This is a genomic window from Nonomuraea jabiensis, from assembly GCF_014204795.1.
Taxonomy (GTDB): domain Bacteria; phylum Actinomycetota; class Actinomycetes; order Streptosporangiales; family Streptosporangiaceae; genus Nonomuraea; species Nonomuraea jabiensis.
This window is the reverse complement of sequence record NZ_JACHMB010000001.1, coordinates 12,123,039-12,138,475: the sequence shown is the minus strand read 5'-3', so window position 1 is coordinate 12,138,475 and position 15,437 is coordinate 12,123,039. Positions and strand designations below refer to the sequence as shown.

Here is a 15,437-nt window from a genome sequence, read left to right as displayed (position 1 = left end):
CTTGAGCGATGCATACTGCATATGCATACTTGGTATCCATGTCGATCAGGCACGGTTTGCTGGCTCTGCTCAGCAGAGGGCCTCGGCACGGCTACCAGCTGCGGGTGGAGTTCGAGGCGTCGACGGGGGCGACCTGGCCGCTGAACATCGGCCAGGTCTACACGACGCTGTCCCGCCTGGAGCGCGACGGCCTGGTCGAGCCGGGCGAGTCGGACGAGCAGGGCCGGGTCGTGTACACGCTCACCGCGGACGGCCGGGCGGAGCTGGCGCGATGGTTCGGCACCCCCATCGTCCAGTCCGACCGGCCGCGGGACGAGCTGGTCATCAAGCTGGCCATGGCCGTCGAGGCCAAGGAGGTGGACGTCGCCGAGGTCATCCGCCGGCAGCGTACGGCGACCATGCGCGCCCTCCAGCAGCTGACCAAGGCCAAGCGGGCCGCGACGGGAGGCGCGGCCCAGCGGCTGGTGCTCGATTCGATGATTTTCCGGGCCGAGGCCGAGCAACGGTGGCTGGACCACTGCGAGGCCGTTCTCAAGGAGGAAACATGACGGTCGTACGGCTGGCCGAGGTGGCCAGAGTCCATGGCGAAGGGGCGACAGCCGTACACGCTCTCAAGGGCGTGAGCCTGGAGGTCGGCGCGGGGGAGCTGGTCGCGGTCATGGGCCCGTCCGGGTCGGGCAAGTCGACCCTGCTCAACCTCGTGGGCGGGCTGGAGCGGCCCACGTCGGGCACGGTGCACATCGACGACCAGGACCTGGCCGCCGTACGCGATCTGGCGGCGTTACGGCGTCGCAGCGTCGGCTACGTCTTCCAGGACCTCAACCTGATCCCGTCGCTGACGGCGGTGGAGAACGTGATGCTGCCGCGCGAGCTCGACGGCGTGCGCCCGCGCCGCGCCCGCGAGGAGGCCATGGTCGTGCTGGCGGAGATCGGCGTGGAAGAGCTGGCCGACCGCTTCCCCGACGAGCTGTCCGGTGGCCAGCGCCAGCGGGTGGCGATCGCCCGCGCCCTGGTGGGCGAGCGCCGCCTGGTGCTGGCCGACGAGCCGACCGGTGCGCTCGACACCCGCACCGGCGACGAGATCCTGCAGGTCTTACGCGCCCGCTGCGACGCGGGCGCGGCGGTGCTGCTCGTCACCCACGAGCCGCGCTACGCCGCCTGGGCCGATCGGGTGGTGTTCCTCCGTGACGGGATGGTCGCGGACTCCACGGACGTGCCGCTGGAGAGTGCCCGATGAGCGCCGTTCCGGTCGCGCTGCGCATCGCCCGCCGCACCGCGTGGCGTGCCAGGGGGCGGAGCGCGCTCATCATGGTGATGATCGGCCTGCCGGTCCTGGCGATCACGGCGGTGCTCACCCTCAACGCGACCATGAACGTCAGCCCGCGGGAGGGGCTGGTGGCCGAGTTCGGCGCGGCCGACGCCCGCCTCATGCGGGTACCCGACGGTACGGTGCTGCGCCAGCGGCCGAACGGGACGAGCTGGAGCACGGGCGGCGACGGGGCGACCGCGCCCGGGCGCAGCGCCGCCGAAGTGGGGGCGCTGCTCGGACCGGGCACCCGGTTGATCCCCTTCGATACCGGTGTGCTCCAACTGGGCGGCGAGCGGGTCGAGGCGCTGAGGACCGACCTGCGCGATCCCCTCACCAAGGGGATGTGGACGCTGAGCGAGGGCAGGTTGCCCGCGGCCGCCCGCGAGGCCGTGGTGACCTCCGCGTTCGGCCTGCGGCCCGGCGATCAGCTGCGGCCGTCCGGCGCGGCGCCGCTGACGGTGGTGGGCGTGGTCGAGCACCCGTTCCGGCCCTCTCTCCGGCAGGTCGTCGGCCCCGATCTCCCGCTGGCGTCGGTGGAGGAGTTCTGGTCCCCGGGCGAGCACGGCACCGGCTGGCTGGCCGACACCGCCGCGCCCGTGTCCTGGACCGGCGTGTCCGCGCTGAACGGCGCCGGACTGTACGTCACCTCGCGCGCCATGATGACGGACCCTCGCTCGTGGGCTCGTGCCCCGGCCTCCGACGTCCAGAACACGGTCGGGGTCGGCACCATGGTGATCATGGTGGTGCTGGAGACTGTGCTGCTGGCCGGACCCGCTTTCGCGGTCGGGCTCAGGAGGCGGCGCCGGGAACTGGCCGAGATCGCCGCCCAGGGCGGGTCGGCCGCGCAGCTGCGGACGATCGTGCTGGCCGACGGGCTGGTCCTCGGCGGCGCCGCCGCGTTCGTGGCGACGGTGCTGGGCATCGGGGCGGGAACGCTCGGCGCCCCGATCGTGGCCCGATGGGGAGGCACTTCCGGCCCGCCGGAGGTGCCGTGGCCGCCGGTGCTGGCCGTCGCCGCGCTGGGCCTGCTCGCCGGGATCGTGGCGGCGCTGGTGCCGGCCGTACAGGCGGCTCGGCAGAACAGCGCGGCGGTGCTGGCCGGCCGGGCGCCCGCGGTGGCCGACCGGCCGGGATGGCCGCTGGTAGGGGCAGCGCTGGTGCTGGCCGGGCTGGCGGCGACCGTGGTGGCGCGGCGCCAGCCGGGCTCGGCGTGGGTGCTCGCCTCCGCGGTGCTGGTCCTGCTCGGGCTGGTGGTGCTGACGCCGTGGCTGGTCCGCGCCACGGGCCGGCCGGCCGCGCGGCTGCGGCTCCCGCTGCGGCTGTCCGTACGTGACGCGGTCCGCCACCGATCCCGTACGGCGAGCGCCGTGGCGGCCGTCATGGCGGTTACGGCCGCGGTCGTGGCGCTGGGCATCGGCGCCTACAGCGAGTACATGGACCAGCGCAACGCCTACACCTCGGCGCGCCCGACCGGCATGCTGGCGATCTGGGCCGGGAACATCGGCGACCCCGCCTGGAGCAGGCTCCGCGCCGAAGCCGCCCGCCAGTTGCCGGGCGTGCCGCTGGCCGCCGGCTACCAGGCGAGGGACGCCCAGGGCCACCGCTACGCGTTGCGGTACACGGTGCGATGGAACGGCATCCGAACGCGCCGTACGGCGGCCATCGGAGACCAGAGCCTGCTCACGCTCCTGCAGGGGCGCCATGATCCGCGGGCGGCCGCGGCGCTGGCGAGCGGCAAGGCCGTGGTGTTCGACGCGGCCGCGCTGCGGGACGGCAAGCTCGCGCTGCGGGCGAGCTCCACGTCCGGCCCCGCGCGCAGGCTCGACGTGCCCGCGGTGCTGGCCACACCCGCGGACGAGCACCAGGGCGGCGCCCTGCTGCCGCGTGCCCTGGTGGAGCAGGCCGGTTTCGCGACGGCGGAGCGCCAGCTCTACGCCATGTACCGGCCGTCGGCGGGCTCGACGCTGGGGCGTGATCTGGCCAAGGTGACCCCACGGGTCACGGTCGCCTCCGAGGAGGGCTATCGCAACGTGCCCGAGCCCGGCCTGTGGGGCTGGCTCGGCGGCGCCCTCGTCCTCGTCGTCGGCGGCACGCTGACCGCCACTCGCCTGGCGGCCGCCGACATGCGGCCCGAGCAGGCGACGATGGTGGCCATCGGCGCCCCGCCCAGGATGATGCGGGTGCTCGTGGCCGGCCAGGCCCTCTACATCGCCGGGCTCGGCGCGCTGGTGGGGCTGCTCGCGGGGACGGTGACGGGCCTGGCCCTGACCCGGCCGATGACGACGCACGGCGCCGGAGATCCCGCCACGATCGCGATACCGTGGCCGTTTCTCCTCGCCGTGGTGGTGGGGCTGCCCGTTCTGGCGAGTGCGGCGGCGCTGCTCACCCGGACCAGGCCGCCCCTCGTCCGCCGCCTCCTGTGACCCGGACCGGCTGGGCGGCCGCTCAGCCTTCGGGCAGGGGCGCGCCCCGGTAGGCGCGCCAGAGGGCGAGGTCGTAGCCGAGGCCCAGGGCCGCGCCGAGCAGCAGCGGGGCTCCCAGCGCGGCCAGGGTGCCGGTCAGCAGGGTGGTGGCGGCGAGGGGTGCCGCCGAGACGGCGACGCTGCGGGCCAGGCTGGTCAGGCTGGCGGCGGCCGTGCGGTGCGCGGAGGGGACGACCGCGGCCGTGAAGGCCTGGCGGGCCGGTACGTCGATCTTGGAGACCGTCTGGCGGAGCAGCAGCAGGGTGACGGCGGTGGCGAGGTTCTGGGCGAACGGGAGGCAGGCCAGCAGCAGGTTGGCCGCCGTGTGCGGGAGGAGCATGGTGGCCAGCAGGCCGCGCCGGCGCGCCAGCAGCGGCGCGGTGAGCTGGGCCAGGGCCGGTAGCAGGTTGGCGGCGAAGAACACCAGGCCCAGTTGCGTGGTGGTGGCGCCGTAGCGGTGGGCGAACCACCAGGCCAGCACGGCCTGCACGGCCAGCCCGCCGGACAGGGCGTCCAGGGCGGACAGCCCGGCCAGCAGCCGGACCTGGCCCGGCACCCGCCCGCGGTGCCCGCTCCGGTCAGGTCGTACGGTCCCGGGGGCCTCGGCCTGCGGCGACAGGCGCCAGAACAGCGTCACGGTGCCGGCCGCCAGGACCGCGTACAGGGCGAAGGCGGCGTCCGGGGCCGAGGTCCACGTCTGGAGCCCGAGGGCGGCGGCGGCCAGCCCGCCCAGCGCGCCGGATGCCATGGCGGTGACGTTGTAGCAGGTGAAGATGGCCGTGTGGCGGGCCGGGGGGCAGCTCTGGGCGAGGATCGCCTGCTCCACGCCGGAGAACGGGGTGTTGTCGTTGGTGGAGGGCGAGATCGTCCCTATGAAGGCGGCGGCGACCAGCACGGGGTAGGACTCGCTGAGCGCGAACACGACGCCGGTCACCGCCATCAGGCAGCCGCACGCGATCAGCGTTCGCCGCCGTCCCCACACGTCGGCGAACAGGCCCAGCATCAGGCTCGCGAACACCGAACCGGCGGCGGCCACGGCCAGCAGCAGGCCGGTCTGCCAGGGTGCGTCGCCGTCCTGGGCGAGCAACTCGGCCAGGAGCACGCTGGTGCATCCGTACCCGAAGGTCCGCAGTGCGCGGGCCGCGATGACCAGCAACCCGTTACGCCCTACTTCGGCGGGAAATCGGCTCCTGAGCTGCGCGTTCGGCATGTGGCATGATGTCGCGCCCGCCACTGCGGGCACACTCCGAACGCGCGAAAACAGGTAAAGATCTTCCTGTCGGGCACCGTACGCTCACGACCGGGCCGGGCACCCCGGCACGGGGCGCCCGGCGTTCGGTTCAGTCGTCCTCGGGCTCGGCGGCGTCGCCCTTGCCCTCCTGCTCGTTCTGGTCGCCGGCCTGGCCCTGCTTGCCTTCCTGAGCCTCGGAACCGGCCTCCTGGCCGTTGTCGTCCTGGCCGTCCTCAGCCTCGGCCTGGTCGTCGTTGCCGTCCTCGGCCTCGGACTCCTGGCCCTGCTCGTCTTCGCTGGTGCCCTCGTCGGGTTCGGCGCTCTCCTGGGGCGTGGCGGCCTCGTTCTCGGCGGGGGCGGCGTACCCATAACGAGAGGTTAATCCTGGTCCGGGAGGCCGCCGGGGGGTGGTCCCACCGTCTCGCGCACGATCACGCGATTGATCGACCGTGAGGGGGACTGCGGCACCGGCTCCCCCCGGACTTCCGCGATGAGCTTGGCCATGGCTTCCCGCCCCTGAACCTCGCGATCGACGGCCACCGTGGAGAGCGACGGGGTGGCGAAGCGCCCCAGTTCCTCGTCGTCCCAGCCGAACACGCTGACGTCACCGGGAACGCGCCAGCCCCGGGAGAGCGCTCCTCGTACGGCGCCCATGGCCACGTGATCGTTCGCGGCGACGATGGCGGTCACGCCGCTCCCTTCGGGCAGGCCCCGGACGGCGTCGTAGCCGGACTGGGGGCTCCAGTCCCCGAGGGCGATGCCGTACGACGTGAGCCCGTGGTGCTTGATCGTCTCCTCGTAGAGCAGTTTGCGATTGCGGGCGGAGGCGAAGCTCTGCTTGCCGGCGATGTGGAAGAAGACCCTGTGCCCCAGCGATGCGAGGTATTCGATGATCTCGCGGACCGGAGAGGCGTCCGCGAGCTCGTTGACGCTGCGGAGGTTGTCGTCGTAGTCGCCCGTGACGACGATGGGGACCGGCGACGCCCCGGGGCCGATCTCGAGGGGCGTCAAGGACAGGATGCCCTCGACCTGCCCCGAGCCCGCGAGCTCCAGGATCCGCTCCGCCCTGGCGCGGGCGTCGCCCTCCATGCTGACGACCTCCAGCTGGAAGCCCTCGGCGTGAGCGGTGATGGAGGCGGCCTGGAGCAGGCGTACCGGCCACAGGTAGGTGGAGGCGGGAAGGGCGATCGCCAGCCGGTTCGTGCGCCGCGTGCGCATGGAGCGCGCGACCAGGTTGGGCCGGTAGTTGAGCTCCTGGACGACCAGGTCGATCTTCCTGCGGGTCTCCGGCTTCAGGCCTTCGTTGTGGCGGAAGTAGCGAGAGACCGTCTGGTGGGAAACGCCCGCACGCCGGGCCACCTCGTGGATCGTGACGCGCGGCGTCTCGGACTCGCCCAAGGGGACCCCCTTTCCTCGCTCCTTGCGGGACAGCCTAGCGTTGATGCTAGAGTGATCGATCACTAATAGTGCGGCCGCACCGGCTCCGGGGGTCGGGCAGGATGGTTGCCAGCAAGCCCGTCGCAGTCACATGCTCGGAGTTCCAGTGATGAACGAACCCCGGTCGGCCGATCCACCGGCGATCACGATCGACGATCGAGTCCGGCACCAGACCATCGACGGGTTCGGGGTCTCCATGGCCTTCCGGCGGAACGAACTGGTCAGGGCCCTCCCGGAGGACAGGCAGCGAGAGATCCTCGACCTGTGGTTCAGCCGCGAGAAGGGCGCCGGGCTGAGCATCCTGCGCCTCGGCATCGGCTCGGCCCCGGCCGGGAGCCCGTACGACGAGATGGTGTCGATCCAGCCCGAGGACCCCGGCGGCCCGGACGCCCCGCCCGAGTACGTCTGGGACGGCGACGACAACGGCCAGGTGTGGCTGGCCAAGGCCGCGCAGGAGTACGGCGTGCGACGCTTCTTCGCCGTCGCCTGGAGCGCGCCCGGCTACATGAAGGACACCGGCCAGGATCGGAACGGTGGCAGGCTCAAGCCGGAGTGGCGGCGGGCCTACGCCGATTACCTGATGCAGTACACGAGGTTCTACGCCAAGGAAGGCATTCAGATCACCGACCTGGGGTTCGCGAACGAGCCCGACTGGACGGCCCCGTACGCCTCCATGCGCTTCACCCCCGAGGAGGCCGCCCAGTTCGTCAAGGTGCTCGGGCCGATCGCCTCGGGCGTGCGGCTGGTGTGCTGCGAGTCGGTCGGCTGGACGGAGGCCAGGGCGTACACGGCCGCGATCGAGGCCGACGCCGAGGCCCGCCGCTGGGTGAAGGTCCACACCGGGCACAGCTACGCCACCCCCGTGGACTCCCCGCTGCCGACGGAACGGCCGACGTGGATGTCGGAGTGGCATCCCAACGGCACCAGCTGGAACGAGAACTGGTACGACGGCAGCGGCTCCGACGGCTTCACGATCGCCTTGGCCGTCCACGACGCGCTCACCCTCGGCCACGTCTCCGGCTATCTGTACTGGCTGGGCGCCTCCACCGGGAACACCCGGGCGTTGCTGCTGATCGACGAGGCGGCCAAGACCTACCGGGTCTCCAAGCGGCTGTGGGCGCTGGCCGCCTACAGCCGGTTCGTCAGGCCCGGGGCGGTCAGGCTCGAAACGGCGGTCACGAAGCCCGCCCTGAAGGTGTCCGCGTTCCGCAACCCCGACGGTTCCCGGGTCGTCGAGGTCCTCAACACTGGCATGGCCCCCGTGACCTGGGAGGGGGTGGGCGGCGAGGTCGCGGCCTACCTGACCGACGAGGACGCCTCACTCGGCCCCGTCCCCGTGACGGACGGGGCGATCCCGCTCCGTCCGCGCGCCCTGACCACGATCGTTCTCGGCTGACCCCGGGGTCCGCGGCACGGCCCCTGCTGTCGGGGGGTGCGGCCGCCGCGCTCGTCCACGCCCGCCGCGGTCAGGGCTCCGGGGCGGCCGGTGCGACGGATTCGCGGCCGCGTACGGGCATCGGGACCCGGTGCACTTCGCCCACCCGGTCGCTGTCCGCGCGGTCGCGGTCGATCTCGGTGAACAGCACGTCGACGGCCTTGCGGCCCAGCTCGTAGTGGGGCAGCGCCACGGTGGTCAGCTTGGGACGCATCCACGACGCGATCGGATGGTCGTCGAAGGAGACGATGGAGACGTCGGCGGGCACCTTGAGCCCGACATCGTCGAGCGCCTGGTAGGCGCCCATGGCGATGCGGTCGTTGAAGCAGATCAGCGCGCGCGGCCGGGCGGTGCGCAGGAGGTCGCGCGTCGCGGCCAGGCCGTATTCGGGCTGCCAGTCGGGGCAGGTGCGAGCGCCCGCCACCGTGACCCCCATCTCGCCGAGCGCTTCGCGGATGCCGACGAGCCGTTCCACCGCCGCGAGGCTCTCGGCGGGCACGTCCCGCAGGCCCGGACCGGCGCCGATCAGGTAGATGCCGTCGCGGTGGCCGGCCTCGAGCAGGATGCGGGCGGCGCGGCGGCCGGCCTCGACCTCGTCGGGAAGGACGGCGGGCAGGGGAGTGGGCTGCTCGGGCAGCGCGTTGAGCAGCACGGCGGGCGTGGCCGTGATGGGCTTGGGCACCTTGATGGTCCGGGTGAACATCGAGGCCAGGACCAGCCCGTCCACCTGGCGGTCCTGCATGGCCTGCAGCAGGAGGCCTTCGAGCTCGGCGTCGCCTTCGGTCTCACCGATGAACAGCATGAAGCCGCGGTCACGGGCGGCCTCGAGCGCTCCCTTGATCATGTCACCGGCCAGCCGCGAGGTGGCGACGGTGTCGGAGATGAAGCCGATCGTCCGGGTGGTGCCCGTGCGCAGGCCGACGGAGACGATGTTGGGCCGGTACTGCAACTCGTCGGCCGCCTTCAGCACCCGCTGCTCGACGTCCTGAGAGATGCGCAGCTCACGCCCGCGGCCGGACAGGACAAGCGATGCGGTCGTGCGAGAGACACCGGCAGCCTTGGCCACATCCGCCAAGGTGACCCGTCGTGGGCTCACCCAGAACCTCCGATCGTCAAGAGTGCGTTACGGGGGGTTGACATCGCGCGACGCGCACCGTGAGACTAACGGGCGCTAACCCGATTTAGCAACGGAGTCGGGACATCAGCCCGTGCCGATTGTCCCAGGCAACAGAGGAGATGCACATGGCTCGTCGAGGTCGCTCCGGGGCCGCGCTGGTGATCGCCATGGGGACGCTGGCCGCCGCCTGCGCGGCTCCCGGCAGCAACAGCCCGCAGCCCGCGGCCACCAGCGCGTCGGCCCCGTCCGCGGCGCCCACCTGCGGCACGGCGCCGATCACGATGAACGGCTACTTCGAGACCGGCTTCCCGCTGCCCAAGGCGCTGACCACCGAGTTCACCAAGCAGCACCCGAACGTCACGTGGAACATCCGCGAGGACCAGTTCGCGGTGATCACGCAGAACGCCCCGCGCGTGCTGGCGGACAACCCGCCCGACCTGATGCGCCTTCCCCAGGTCTCCGAGCTGGTCAAGGACAACCTGCTGAAGAACCTCGACGGCTACGCGAAGGTGTTCGGCTGGGACAAGTGGCCGGCTTCGCAGCTCGAGCAGCTGCGCCTCGGCCCCGGCGGGCGGCCGCGCGGCGAGGGCTCGCTGTACGCCATGGGCCTCAACTCCAGCATGACCGGGATCTTCTACAACAAGAAGCTCGCCGCGAAGATCGGGATGTCCGCGCCGCCCGCCACGCTGGCCGAGCTCGACGCGCTGCTCGACAAGGCCAAGAAGGCGGGCATCACGCCCATCGTGCAGTTCAACGGCGGCGCCACCGGCGGCCTGGCGTTCCCGCTGCAGGACCTCATGGCCTCCTACGGCCCGGCCGCCCCCATCAACGACTGGATCTTCCAGAAGCCCGGCGCCACCATCGACACCCCGTCGAACCTGCGGGCCGTCCAGCACCTGGAGCGGTGGATCAAGGCGGGATACTTCCAGAAGGACGTCAACGCGGTCGACTACGCGACGATGATGAGCCGCTTCATCGACGGCCAGGGCCTGTTCATGTTCAACGGCGACTGGGAGTCGGGCAACCTCGACAAGCAGATGCCGGGCGACGTCGGTTTCTCCCTGATGCCGCCGGCGCAGCAGGGCGGCAAGCGGGCCGCCATGTCGGCGCCCCTCACCTTCGGGATCGCCGCGAACGCCAAGAACGCCGACTGCGCCGCCTTCTTCCTCAACTGGGTGGCCACCGACAAGCGGGCCCGTGAGATCGGCGTCGAGGTCGGCGGATCGCGTCCGATGGGTCCCGCCGACGCGTACATGCCCGAGGTGGCCGCGGACAAGGTCACCGCCGCCACGCTGGCGGCCGGAGCGGACATCTCCAAGGACAACGGCGCGATGGACTTCATCGCCAACGCCACCGGCGCCATCTACGCCAAGAGCTGGACGCCCCAGCTGCAGAAGCTGGTGGCCGGACAGCAGAAGCCGCAGGAGCTGCTGAAGGCGGTCCAGGCCGACTACGCCGCCCAGCTCGAAGGGAACTGAAGCAGGTGGTGACCCGCTCCGCAGGGGCCCGATCCCCGCACCGGCGGCGGCCCGCGGCCCGGCTGCGCGACGCGCGCGGCCTGGTCGGCTGGCTGTTCGTCGCGCCGGCGCTCGCCTTCTACGCGGTCTTCGTCCTGCGCCCGATCGCCCTGACGTTCCAGTACTCGCTGTACGAGTGGGACGGCATCGGGCCGTCCACCTGGGTCGGTCTGGCCAACTTCGGGAAGGTCTTCACCGACCCGGATTTGTACGACTCGCTGATCAACGCCGTCAAGCTCATCGTCTTCTTCAGCGCGCTCCCGGTCCTGCTGGGCCTGGCCATCGCCGCCACGATCCGGCGCATCGCCGAAAGCCGGCTCGCCCTGGTGGCGCGGACCGTTCTCTTCCTGCCGCAGGTCATCCCGCTGGTGGCCGCCGGCATCGCCTGGAGCTGGCTGCTGGCCTCCACCGGCGTGATCAACCAGCTGCTCTCGCTCGTCGGCCTCGGCGGGATCACCCGCGCCTGGCTGGGCGATTTCTCCACCGCCCTGCCGGCGGTGGGGATGATAGGCGCCTGGGTGCTCCTCGGCCTGTGCACGCTGCTGCTCCTGGCCGGGATGAGCAAGATCGACCCGGCGCTGTACGAGGCCGCCCGGCTGGACGGCGCCGGCCCGTGGCGGGAGTTCGTCTCGATCACCGTCCCCAGCCTGCGGCAGGAGATAGCGGTCTGCGTCACCGTGACCGTGATCGCGGCCCTGGCCAGCTTCGACATCATCTACATCGCCACCCAGGGCGGCCCCGGCAACACGACCATGGTGCCCGGCCTGCAGATCTACTACCTGGCCTTCTCCGAACGCGAGGTCGGCATGGCCTCGGCCCTGGCCCTGGTGCTCATGGTCCTCGTGATCGCCTGCGCCCTTCCCATCCAGTGGTTCACCAAGGAGGGCAACCGATGATCACCTCGTGGCGGGAGTCCTGGACCGGCAGGCTGCTGCTCATCGCGATGATGGCGATCACCATCCTGCCGTTCCTCAGCCTGTTCGTCACCGCCCTGCACCCGTCGGGCACCTACCCGGCCGGGCTGGCCTGGCCGGCCGACCCCCAGTGGGGCAACTTCCTGGCCGCCTTCCGCGCCGCGAACATGGGCGAGCTGCTGAAGTCGAGCGTCCTCATCGTGCTGGGCGTGGTCCCGATCTCGATCGTGCTGGCGACGATGGCCGGCTTCGCCATCGGCCACCTGCGCGTCATCGGCGGCCGCGTGATCTTCCTGCTGTTCGTGCTCGGCCTGACCCTGCCCTTCGAGGGCATCATCACGCCGCTGTACTACCAGATCCGCGACATGGGACTGCTCAACACCCGCTGGGCGATCATCCTGCCGCTCATCGGCCTGTTCATGCCGTTCTCCGTCTTCTGGATGCGCGCGCACTTCGTCAACATGCCGGGCGAGCTGTCGGAGAGCGCGCGGATGGACGGGGCCAACGTCTGGCAGCTGTTCCGGCGCATCCACGTCCCCCTGGCCATGCCGGCGATCTCGTCCCTGGGCATCCTGCTGTTCCTGTGGACCTGGAACCAGTTCCTGCTGGCCATCGTCCTGGTCGACGACCCGGCCAAGCGCACCATGTCCGGGGCCCTGGGCGCCTTCCAGGGGCAGTGGGGGACCGACATCCCGCTGCTGTGCGCCGGGTCGCTGCTGATCCTGACCCCCACGCTCGTGATCTTCCTCATCTTCCAGCGGCACTTCGTCAAGGCCCTGCTCCAGGGCTCGCTGAAGGGCTGACGGCCATGAGCGCGACACCACCGCTGAAAGGAAGGTTGTACGCATGCCCACACCAGGGCGACTGAACGCCGCGCCGGATCCGGCGGATCCCGGCCCGCGCCGTGGGTGGGGAGCCGCATGAGCGCCGGCCGACCGGCGCGCTGGACGCGGAACCACCTGGAGCTGCTCGCCGACGCCGCCGCGACCACGGCACCCGTCATCGACCCCGCGGCCATGCCCCGGATCCTGCCCGACCACGACCTGTGGGACCTGTGGCCCGTCCAGGAGGAGGACGGCTCGACCTGCGTGATCAGCGGACAGGAGCTGTGGATGGCGCTGTCGGCGCCGATCCTCGGCCACCCCGAGGAGCGCCACGACCGGGCCCGCATCCGGCTGCTCGCCAAGGACGGCGACAGGTGGACGGACCTGGGGCACGCGTTCGCCGACGGCGCCTCGCCGGGCAGCCGCGAATGGTCGGGATCGGCGATCCGCCGCCCCGACGACACCGTGTCGGTGTTCTACACGGCCGCCGGACGGCGAGGAGAGACGCCCCCGACGTTCCGGCAGCGCGTCGTCGAGGCCCGCCCCGCCCTGGTCGCCGACGGCCGGCGCATCCTGCTGGACCCCGGCGCCGAGCACCGTGAGCTCCTGCGCTCGGACGGCCGCATGTACCTGCCGGCCGAGGAGATCACCGGGGCGCCGGGACGTATCCGGGCATTTCGCGATCCCGGCTGGTTCCGCGATCCGGCGGACGGGCGCGAATACCTGCTCATCGCCGCGTCCGTCGCAGCAGCCGACCGGTTCGGCGGCGCGATCGCCCTGGCCGAGGCCCGGGACGGCGCCTGGTCCCTGCTGCCGCCCCTGGTCGTGGCCGAGGGCATCAACCACGAGCTGGAACGGCCGCACATCATCGTCCACGAGTCGTGGTACTACCTCTTCTTCTCCACCCAGCGCCACAGCTTCCACCCGGAGGGCTCGGCGCCCACCGGGCTCTACGGCTTCGCCGCCCCCAGCCTGACGGGACCGTACGAGCCGCTCAACGGGTCCGGGCTCGTCCTCCGGAACCCCCGCGCCGAACCGGACCAGGCCTACGCCTGGCTGGTGCTGCCGGACCTCCACGTGGTCAGCTTCGCCAACTACCGATCGGTCCCGGGCGTGGATCTCCGATCCGCGCAGGCCGCGCAGGCGCGAGCCGGCTTCGGCGGCACCATCGCACCGATCCTCAGGCTCACCTTGAACGGTACGGCAACCGCCCTCGTCCCGGCCGGCCCCTGACGCCAGCCGGGTCGGTCGTCACCTACTCCAGGAACGCCGCGACGGTGGACCTGAACCGGCCGGCGTCGTCGAGCCATGGGAAGTGCCCGGCTCCAGGCTGGACGACGAGTGCGGCGTCCGGGAACAGCCCGGCGAACTCGGCCATGGCCGCAGGAGGCGCTGCCGGATCCACCTCCCCGGCGAGCAGCAGCACGGGCGCCGCGAACCGGGCGAGCGCGGCGCGCGTGGCGTCCGGGTCGAAGGCGCCCTGGGCGCCGAAGGCCGTCATGACCTCCGGGTCCTGCCGCTCCGCGTCCGCCGCGTGATGGGCCCGCGCCACCTCGTCCCACCGGCCATAGGAGAACGGCGCGATGGCCTGCCAGTCGGCGTTCGTGGCCTGGCCCGCCACGATCGCTTCGAGGGCCGCGTACGCCTCCGGGAACCACGGCTCGTCCCGGCGCAGCCGAGCCGTCTCGCGCCGGAGGTCACCTGAGATCGCGATGCCGACGGCCCGGACGCTCGGTGTGATCAGCGCGAGTCTGCCGACCCGCCGCGGATGGCGGGTCGCATACTGCGCGGCCAGGTTCGCGCCGGCGCAGTGCGCGAGCAGGTCCATCCGGTCCAGCCCCAGGTGTACGCGCAGGGCCTCCACGTCGGCGACGAGCCGATCACAGCGGTACGACGCGGCGTCCCCGGGTTTGGCGGACCGGCCGGTGCCGCGCGGGTCCAGCATGATCAACTGCCGGTGCGCGGACAGGCCGCCGAGGTCCCCGAGGTAGGCGGCGGCCGTCGGCCCGCCGGGCAGGCAGACCACCGGCGCGCCGTCCCCGGACACGTGGTAGCTCAGCCTGGTGCCGTCGTACGAGGTGAGGAATTCCATGCCCCGCAGCCTGGGGGGCGGCGGCGGTGATGGCTATCGTTTAGCCACGGCTACATGATGGGCGGGACGGATGGCGGTCGAGATCAGGTTCACCGCGGCGTCGGTGGCCAGAGTGCGCTTCGCCGTCTCACCGCTGGGAGAGACGGTGCTCGCGCTCCGAATCCTGCTGGGCACGGGCGGGCACGCGGTGCACCGGCCCTGGGTGCGCGGGGCACGCCCGCTGATCGCGGACGAGCGCGAGCTGCCGCTGCTGCGGGCGCTCGTCGCGGGACCCATGCCGTCGTTCCTGTTCCCGGTGCCGCAGGAGCGGCTGCCTTCCCTGGCCATGGAGCTGGAGCTGCTGCGGGCCACGGAGGAGCACTTCTTCCGGCGCGAGTACGGAGCGGTTGCCGGCGTGCCGGCCGAGGAGGTCCCCGAGCCGGCATCGGTGCTGCCGCGGCTGGCGCAGGCGCTCCACCGCTGCCACGAGCTGCTGATCGCGCCGCAGTGGGGCCGGATGCAGGCGGTGCTGGACGCCGACGTCGCCAAGCGGGCGCTCACCCTGGTGGACGGCGGGGTGCAGGCGCTGTTCGCCGAGTTGCACCGGGACATCGCCTGGGACGGCGGCCAGCTGGTGGTGCACGGCCGGCGCACCTCGCATGCCGTCTACACGGTGGACACCGGCGGGCAGGGCCTGGTCCTGCTGCCCAGCATCTTCAACTGGCCGAACGTGGGCGTCGACAAGTCCCCCGTCGCCGCCGCGTCGATCCGCTACCCGGCGGTGGGCGTCGGCCTGCTCTGGGAGCAGCCCCCGCCGGCACTGGCGGGCCTGGCCCCGGTGCTGGGGCACACGAGGACGGCGCTGCTCGCCGCCTTGGCCGAACCCCGGACGACCGCGGCCCTGGCCGCCCGCCTGGGCATCACCCCGAGCGCGGTCTCGCAGCATCTGGGCGCGCTGCGCGGGGCGGGTCTCGTGTCGACGCAGCGTAAGGGCCGAACGGCGCTTCACCTGCGTACGGAACGGGCGGACCACCTGCTGGGCCGCCCAGCCCCATAAGGCCGCGCCCGGCGCCGACCCGCCCCCGCCCGCACGATCGGCAGGAGCCGGCGGGCGACCGGC

At 72.3% G+C, this 15,437-nt stretch carries 13 protein-coding genes; 9 read left to right on the top strand and 4 right to left on the bottom strand.

From position 1 onward, the window contains the following. The first annotated feature begins 38 nt into the window (after positions 1–38). The 3 genes from HD596_RS55350 to HD596_RS55340 are packed head-to-tail and all read left to right on the top strand — an operon-like array spanning position 39 to position 3,732. The gene (locus HD596_RS55350) at positions 39–548 is read left to right on the top strand and encodes a PadR family transcriptional regulator (RefSeq protein WP_185077418.1); all 510 of its coding nucleotides are present in this window, start codon (positions 39–41) and stop codon (positions 546–548) included. Beyond that, positions 545–1,237: an ABC transporter ATP-binding protein gene (locus HD596_RS55345; protein WP_185077417.1), complete on the top strand. Its 693-nt coding sequence runs from the start codon at positions 545–547 to the stop codon at positions 1,235–1,237. The genes HD596_RS55350 and HD596_RS55345 overlap by 4 nt, the downstream gene beginning before the upstream one ends. After that, on the top strand, positions 1,234–3,732 hold the full coding sequence (locus tag HD596_RS55340; RefSeq protein ID WP_185077416.1) for an ABC transporter permease: 2,499 nt from the start codon (positions 1,234–1,236) through the stop codon (positions 3,730–3,732). Before HD596_RS55345 ends, HD596_RS55340 begins: the two co-directional genes overlap by 4 nt. A 22-nt stretch (positions 3,733–3,754) precedes the next feature. On the opposite strand, the gene HD596_RS55335 is transcribed toward HD596_RS55340, so the two are convergent. Both HD596_RS55335 and HD596_RS55330 read right to left on the bottom strand, forming a co-directional pair. Next, the gene (locus HD596_RS55335; protein ID WP_185077415.1) at positions 3,755–4,981 is read right to left on the bottom strand and encodes an MFS transporter; all 1,227 of its coding nucleotides are present in this window, start codon (positions 4,979–4,981) and stop codon (positions 3,755–3,757) included. 399 nt (positions 4,982–5,380) lie between these two features. Then, positions 5,381–6,400: a LacI family DNA-binding transcriptional regulator gene (locus tag HD596_RS55330; protein ID WP_185077414.1), complete on the bottom strand. Its 1,020-nt coding sequence runs from the start codon at positions 6,398–6,400 to the stop codon at positions 5,381–5,383. A gap of 148 nt (positions 6,401–6,548) precedes the next feature. On the opposite strand from HD596_RS55330, the gene HD596_RS55325 reads away from it, so the two are divergent. Then, positions 6,549–7,835 (top strand): glycoside hydrolase family 30 protein, encoded by a 1,287-nt coding sequence (locus tag HD596_RS55325; RefSeq protein WP_246555483.1) that lies wholly within the window; start codon positions 6,549–6,551, stop codon positions 7,833–7,835. Between the two features lie 70 nt (positions 7,836–7,905). On the opposite strand, the gene HD596_RS55320 is transcribed toward HD596_RS55325, so the two are convergent. Continuing rightward, positions 7,906–8,940 (bottom strand): LacI family DNA-binding transcriptional regulator, encoded by a 1,035-nt coding sequence (locus tag HD596_RS55320; RefSeq protein WP_221520056.1) that lies wholly within the window; start codon positions 8,938–8,940, stop codon positions 7,906–7,908. Positions 8,941–9,116: 176 nt separating this feature from the next. Here HD596_RS55320 and HD596_RS55315 point away from each other — a divergent pair, with 176 nt between their 5' ends. The 4 genes from HD596_RS55315 to HD596_RS55300 all read left to right on the top strand — a co-directional run bounded on the left by HD596_RS55315 (position 9,117) and on the right by HD596_RS55300 (position 13,479). Then, positions 9,117–10,469 carry an ABC transporter substrate-binding protein gene (locus HD596_RS55315; protein ID WP_185077411.1) on the top strand — a complete coding sequence of 451 codons (1,353 nt, stop codon included), beginning with the start codon at positions 9,117–9,119 and terminating at the stop codon, positions 10,467–10,469. Positions 10,470–10,477: 8 nt separating this feature from the next. Beyond that, the gene (locus tag HD596_RS55310) at positions 10,478–11,404 is read left to right on the top strand and encodes a carbohydrate ABC transporter permease (protein WP_313047177.1); all 927 of its coding nucleotides are present in this window, start codon (positions 10,478–10,480) and stop codon (positions 11,402–11,404) included. Then, complete coding sequence (locus HD596_RS55305) at positions 11,401–12,225, top strand: carbohydrate ABC transporter permease (protein WP_185077409.1); 825 nt, start codon at positions 11,401–11,403, stop codon at positions 12,223–12,225. Before HD596_RS55310 ends, HD596_RS55305 begins: the two co-directional genes overlap by 4 nt. A 117-nt stretch (positions 12,226–12,342) precedes the next feature. Next, positions 12,343–13,479 carry a glycoside hydrolase family 68 protein gene (locus tag HD596_RS55300; RefSeq protein ID WP_185077408.1) on the top strand — a complete coding sequence of 379 codons (1,137 nt, stop codon included), beginning with the start codon at positions 12,343–12,345 and terminating at the stop codon, positions 13,477–13,479. A 22-nt stretch (positions 13,480–13,501) separates the two neighbouring features. On the opposite strand, the gene HD596_RS55295 is transcribed toward HD596_RS55300, so the two are convergent. Continuing rightward, positions 13,502–14,338, bottom strand: coding sequence for an alpha/beta fold hydrolase (locus tag HD596_RS55295; RefSeq protein WP_185077407.1), 837 nt, complete (start codon positions 14,336–14,338; stop codon positions 13,502–13,504). Between the two features lie 70 nt (positions 14,339–14,408). Between HD596_RS55295 and HD596_RS55290 the strand changes: the two genes are divergently transcribed. After that, positions 14,409–15,374, top strand: coding sequence for an ArsR/SmtB family transcription factor (locus tag HD596_RS55290; protein WP_185077406.1), 966 nt, complete (start codon positions 14,409–14,411; stop codon positions 15,372–15,374). The last annotated feature ends 63 nt before the right edge of the window (positions 15,375–15,437 follow it).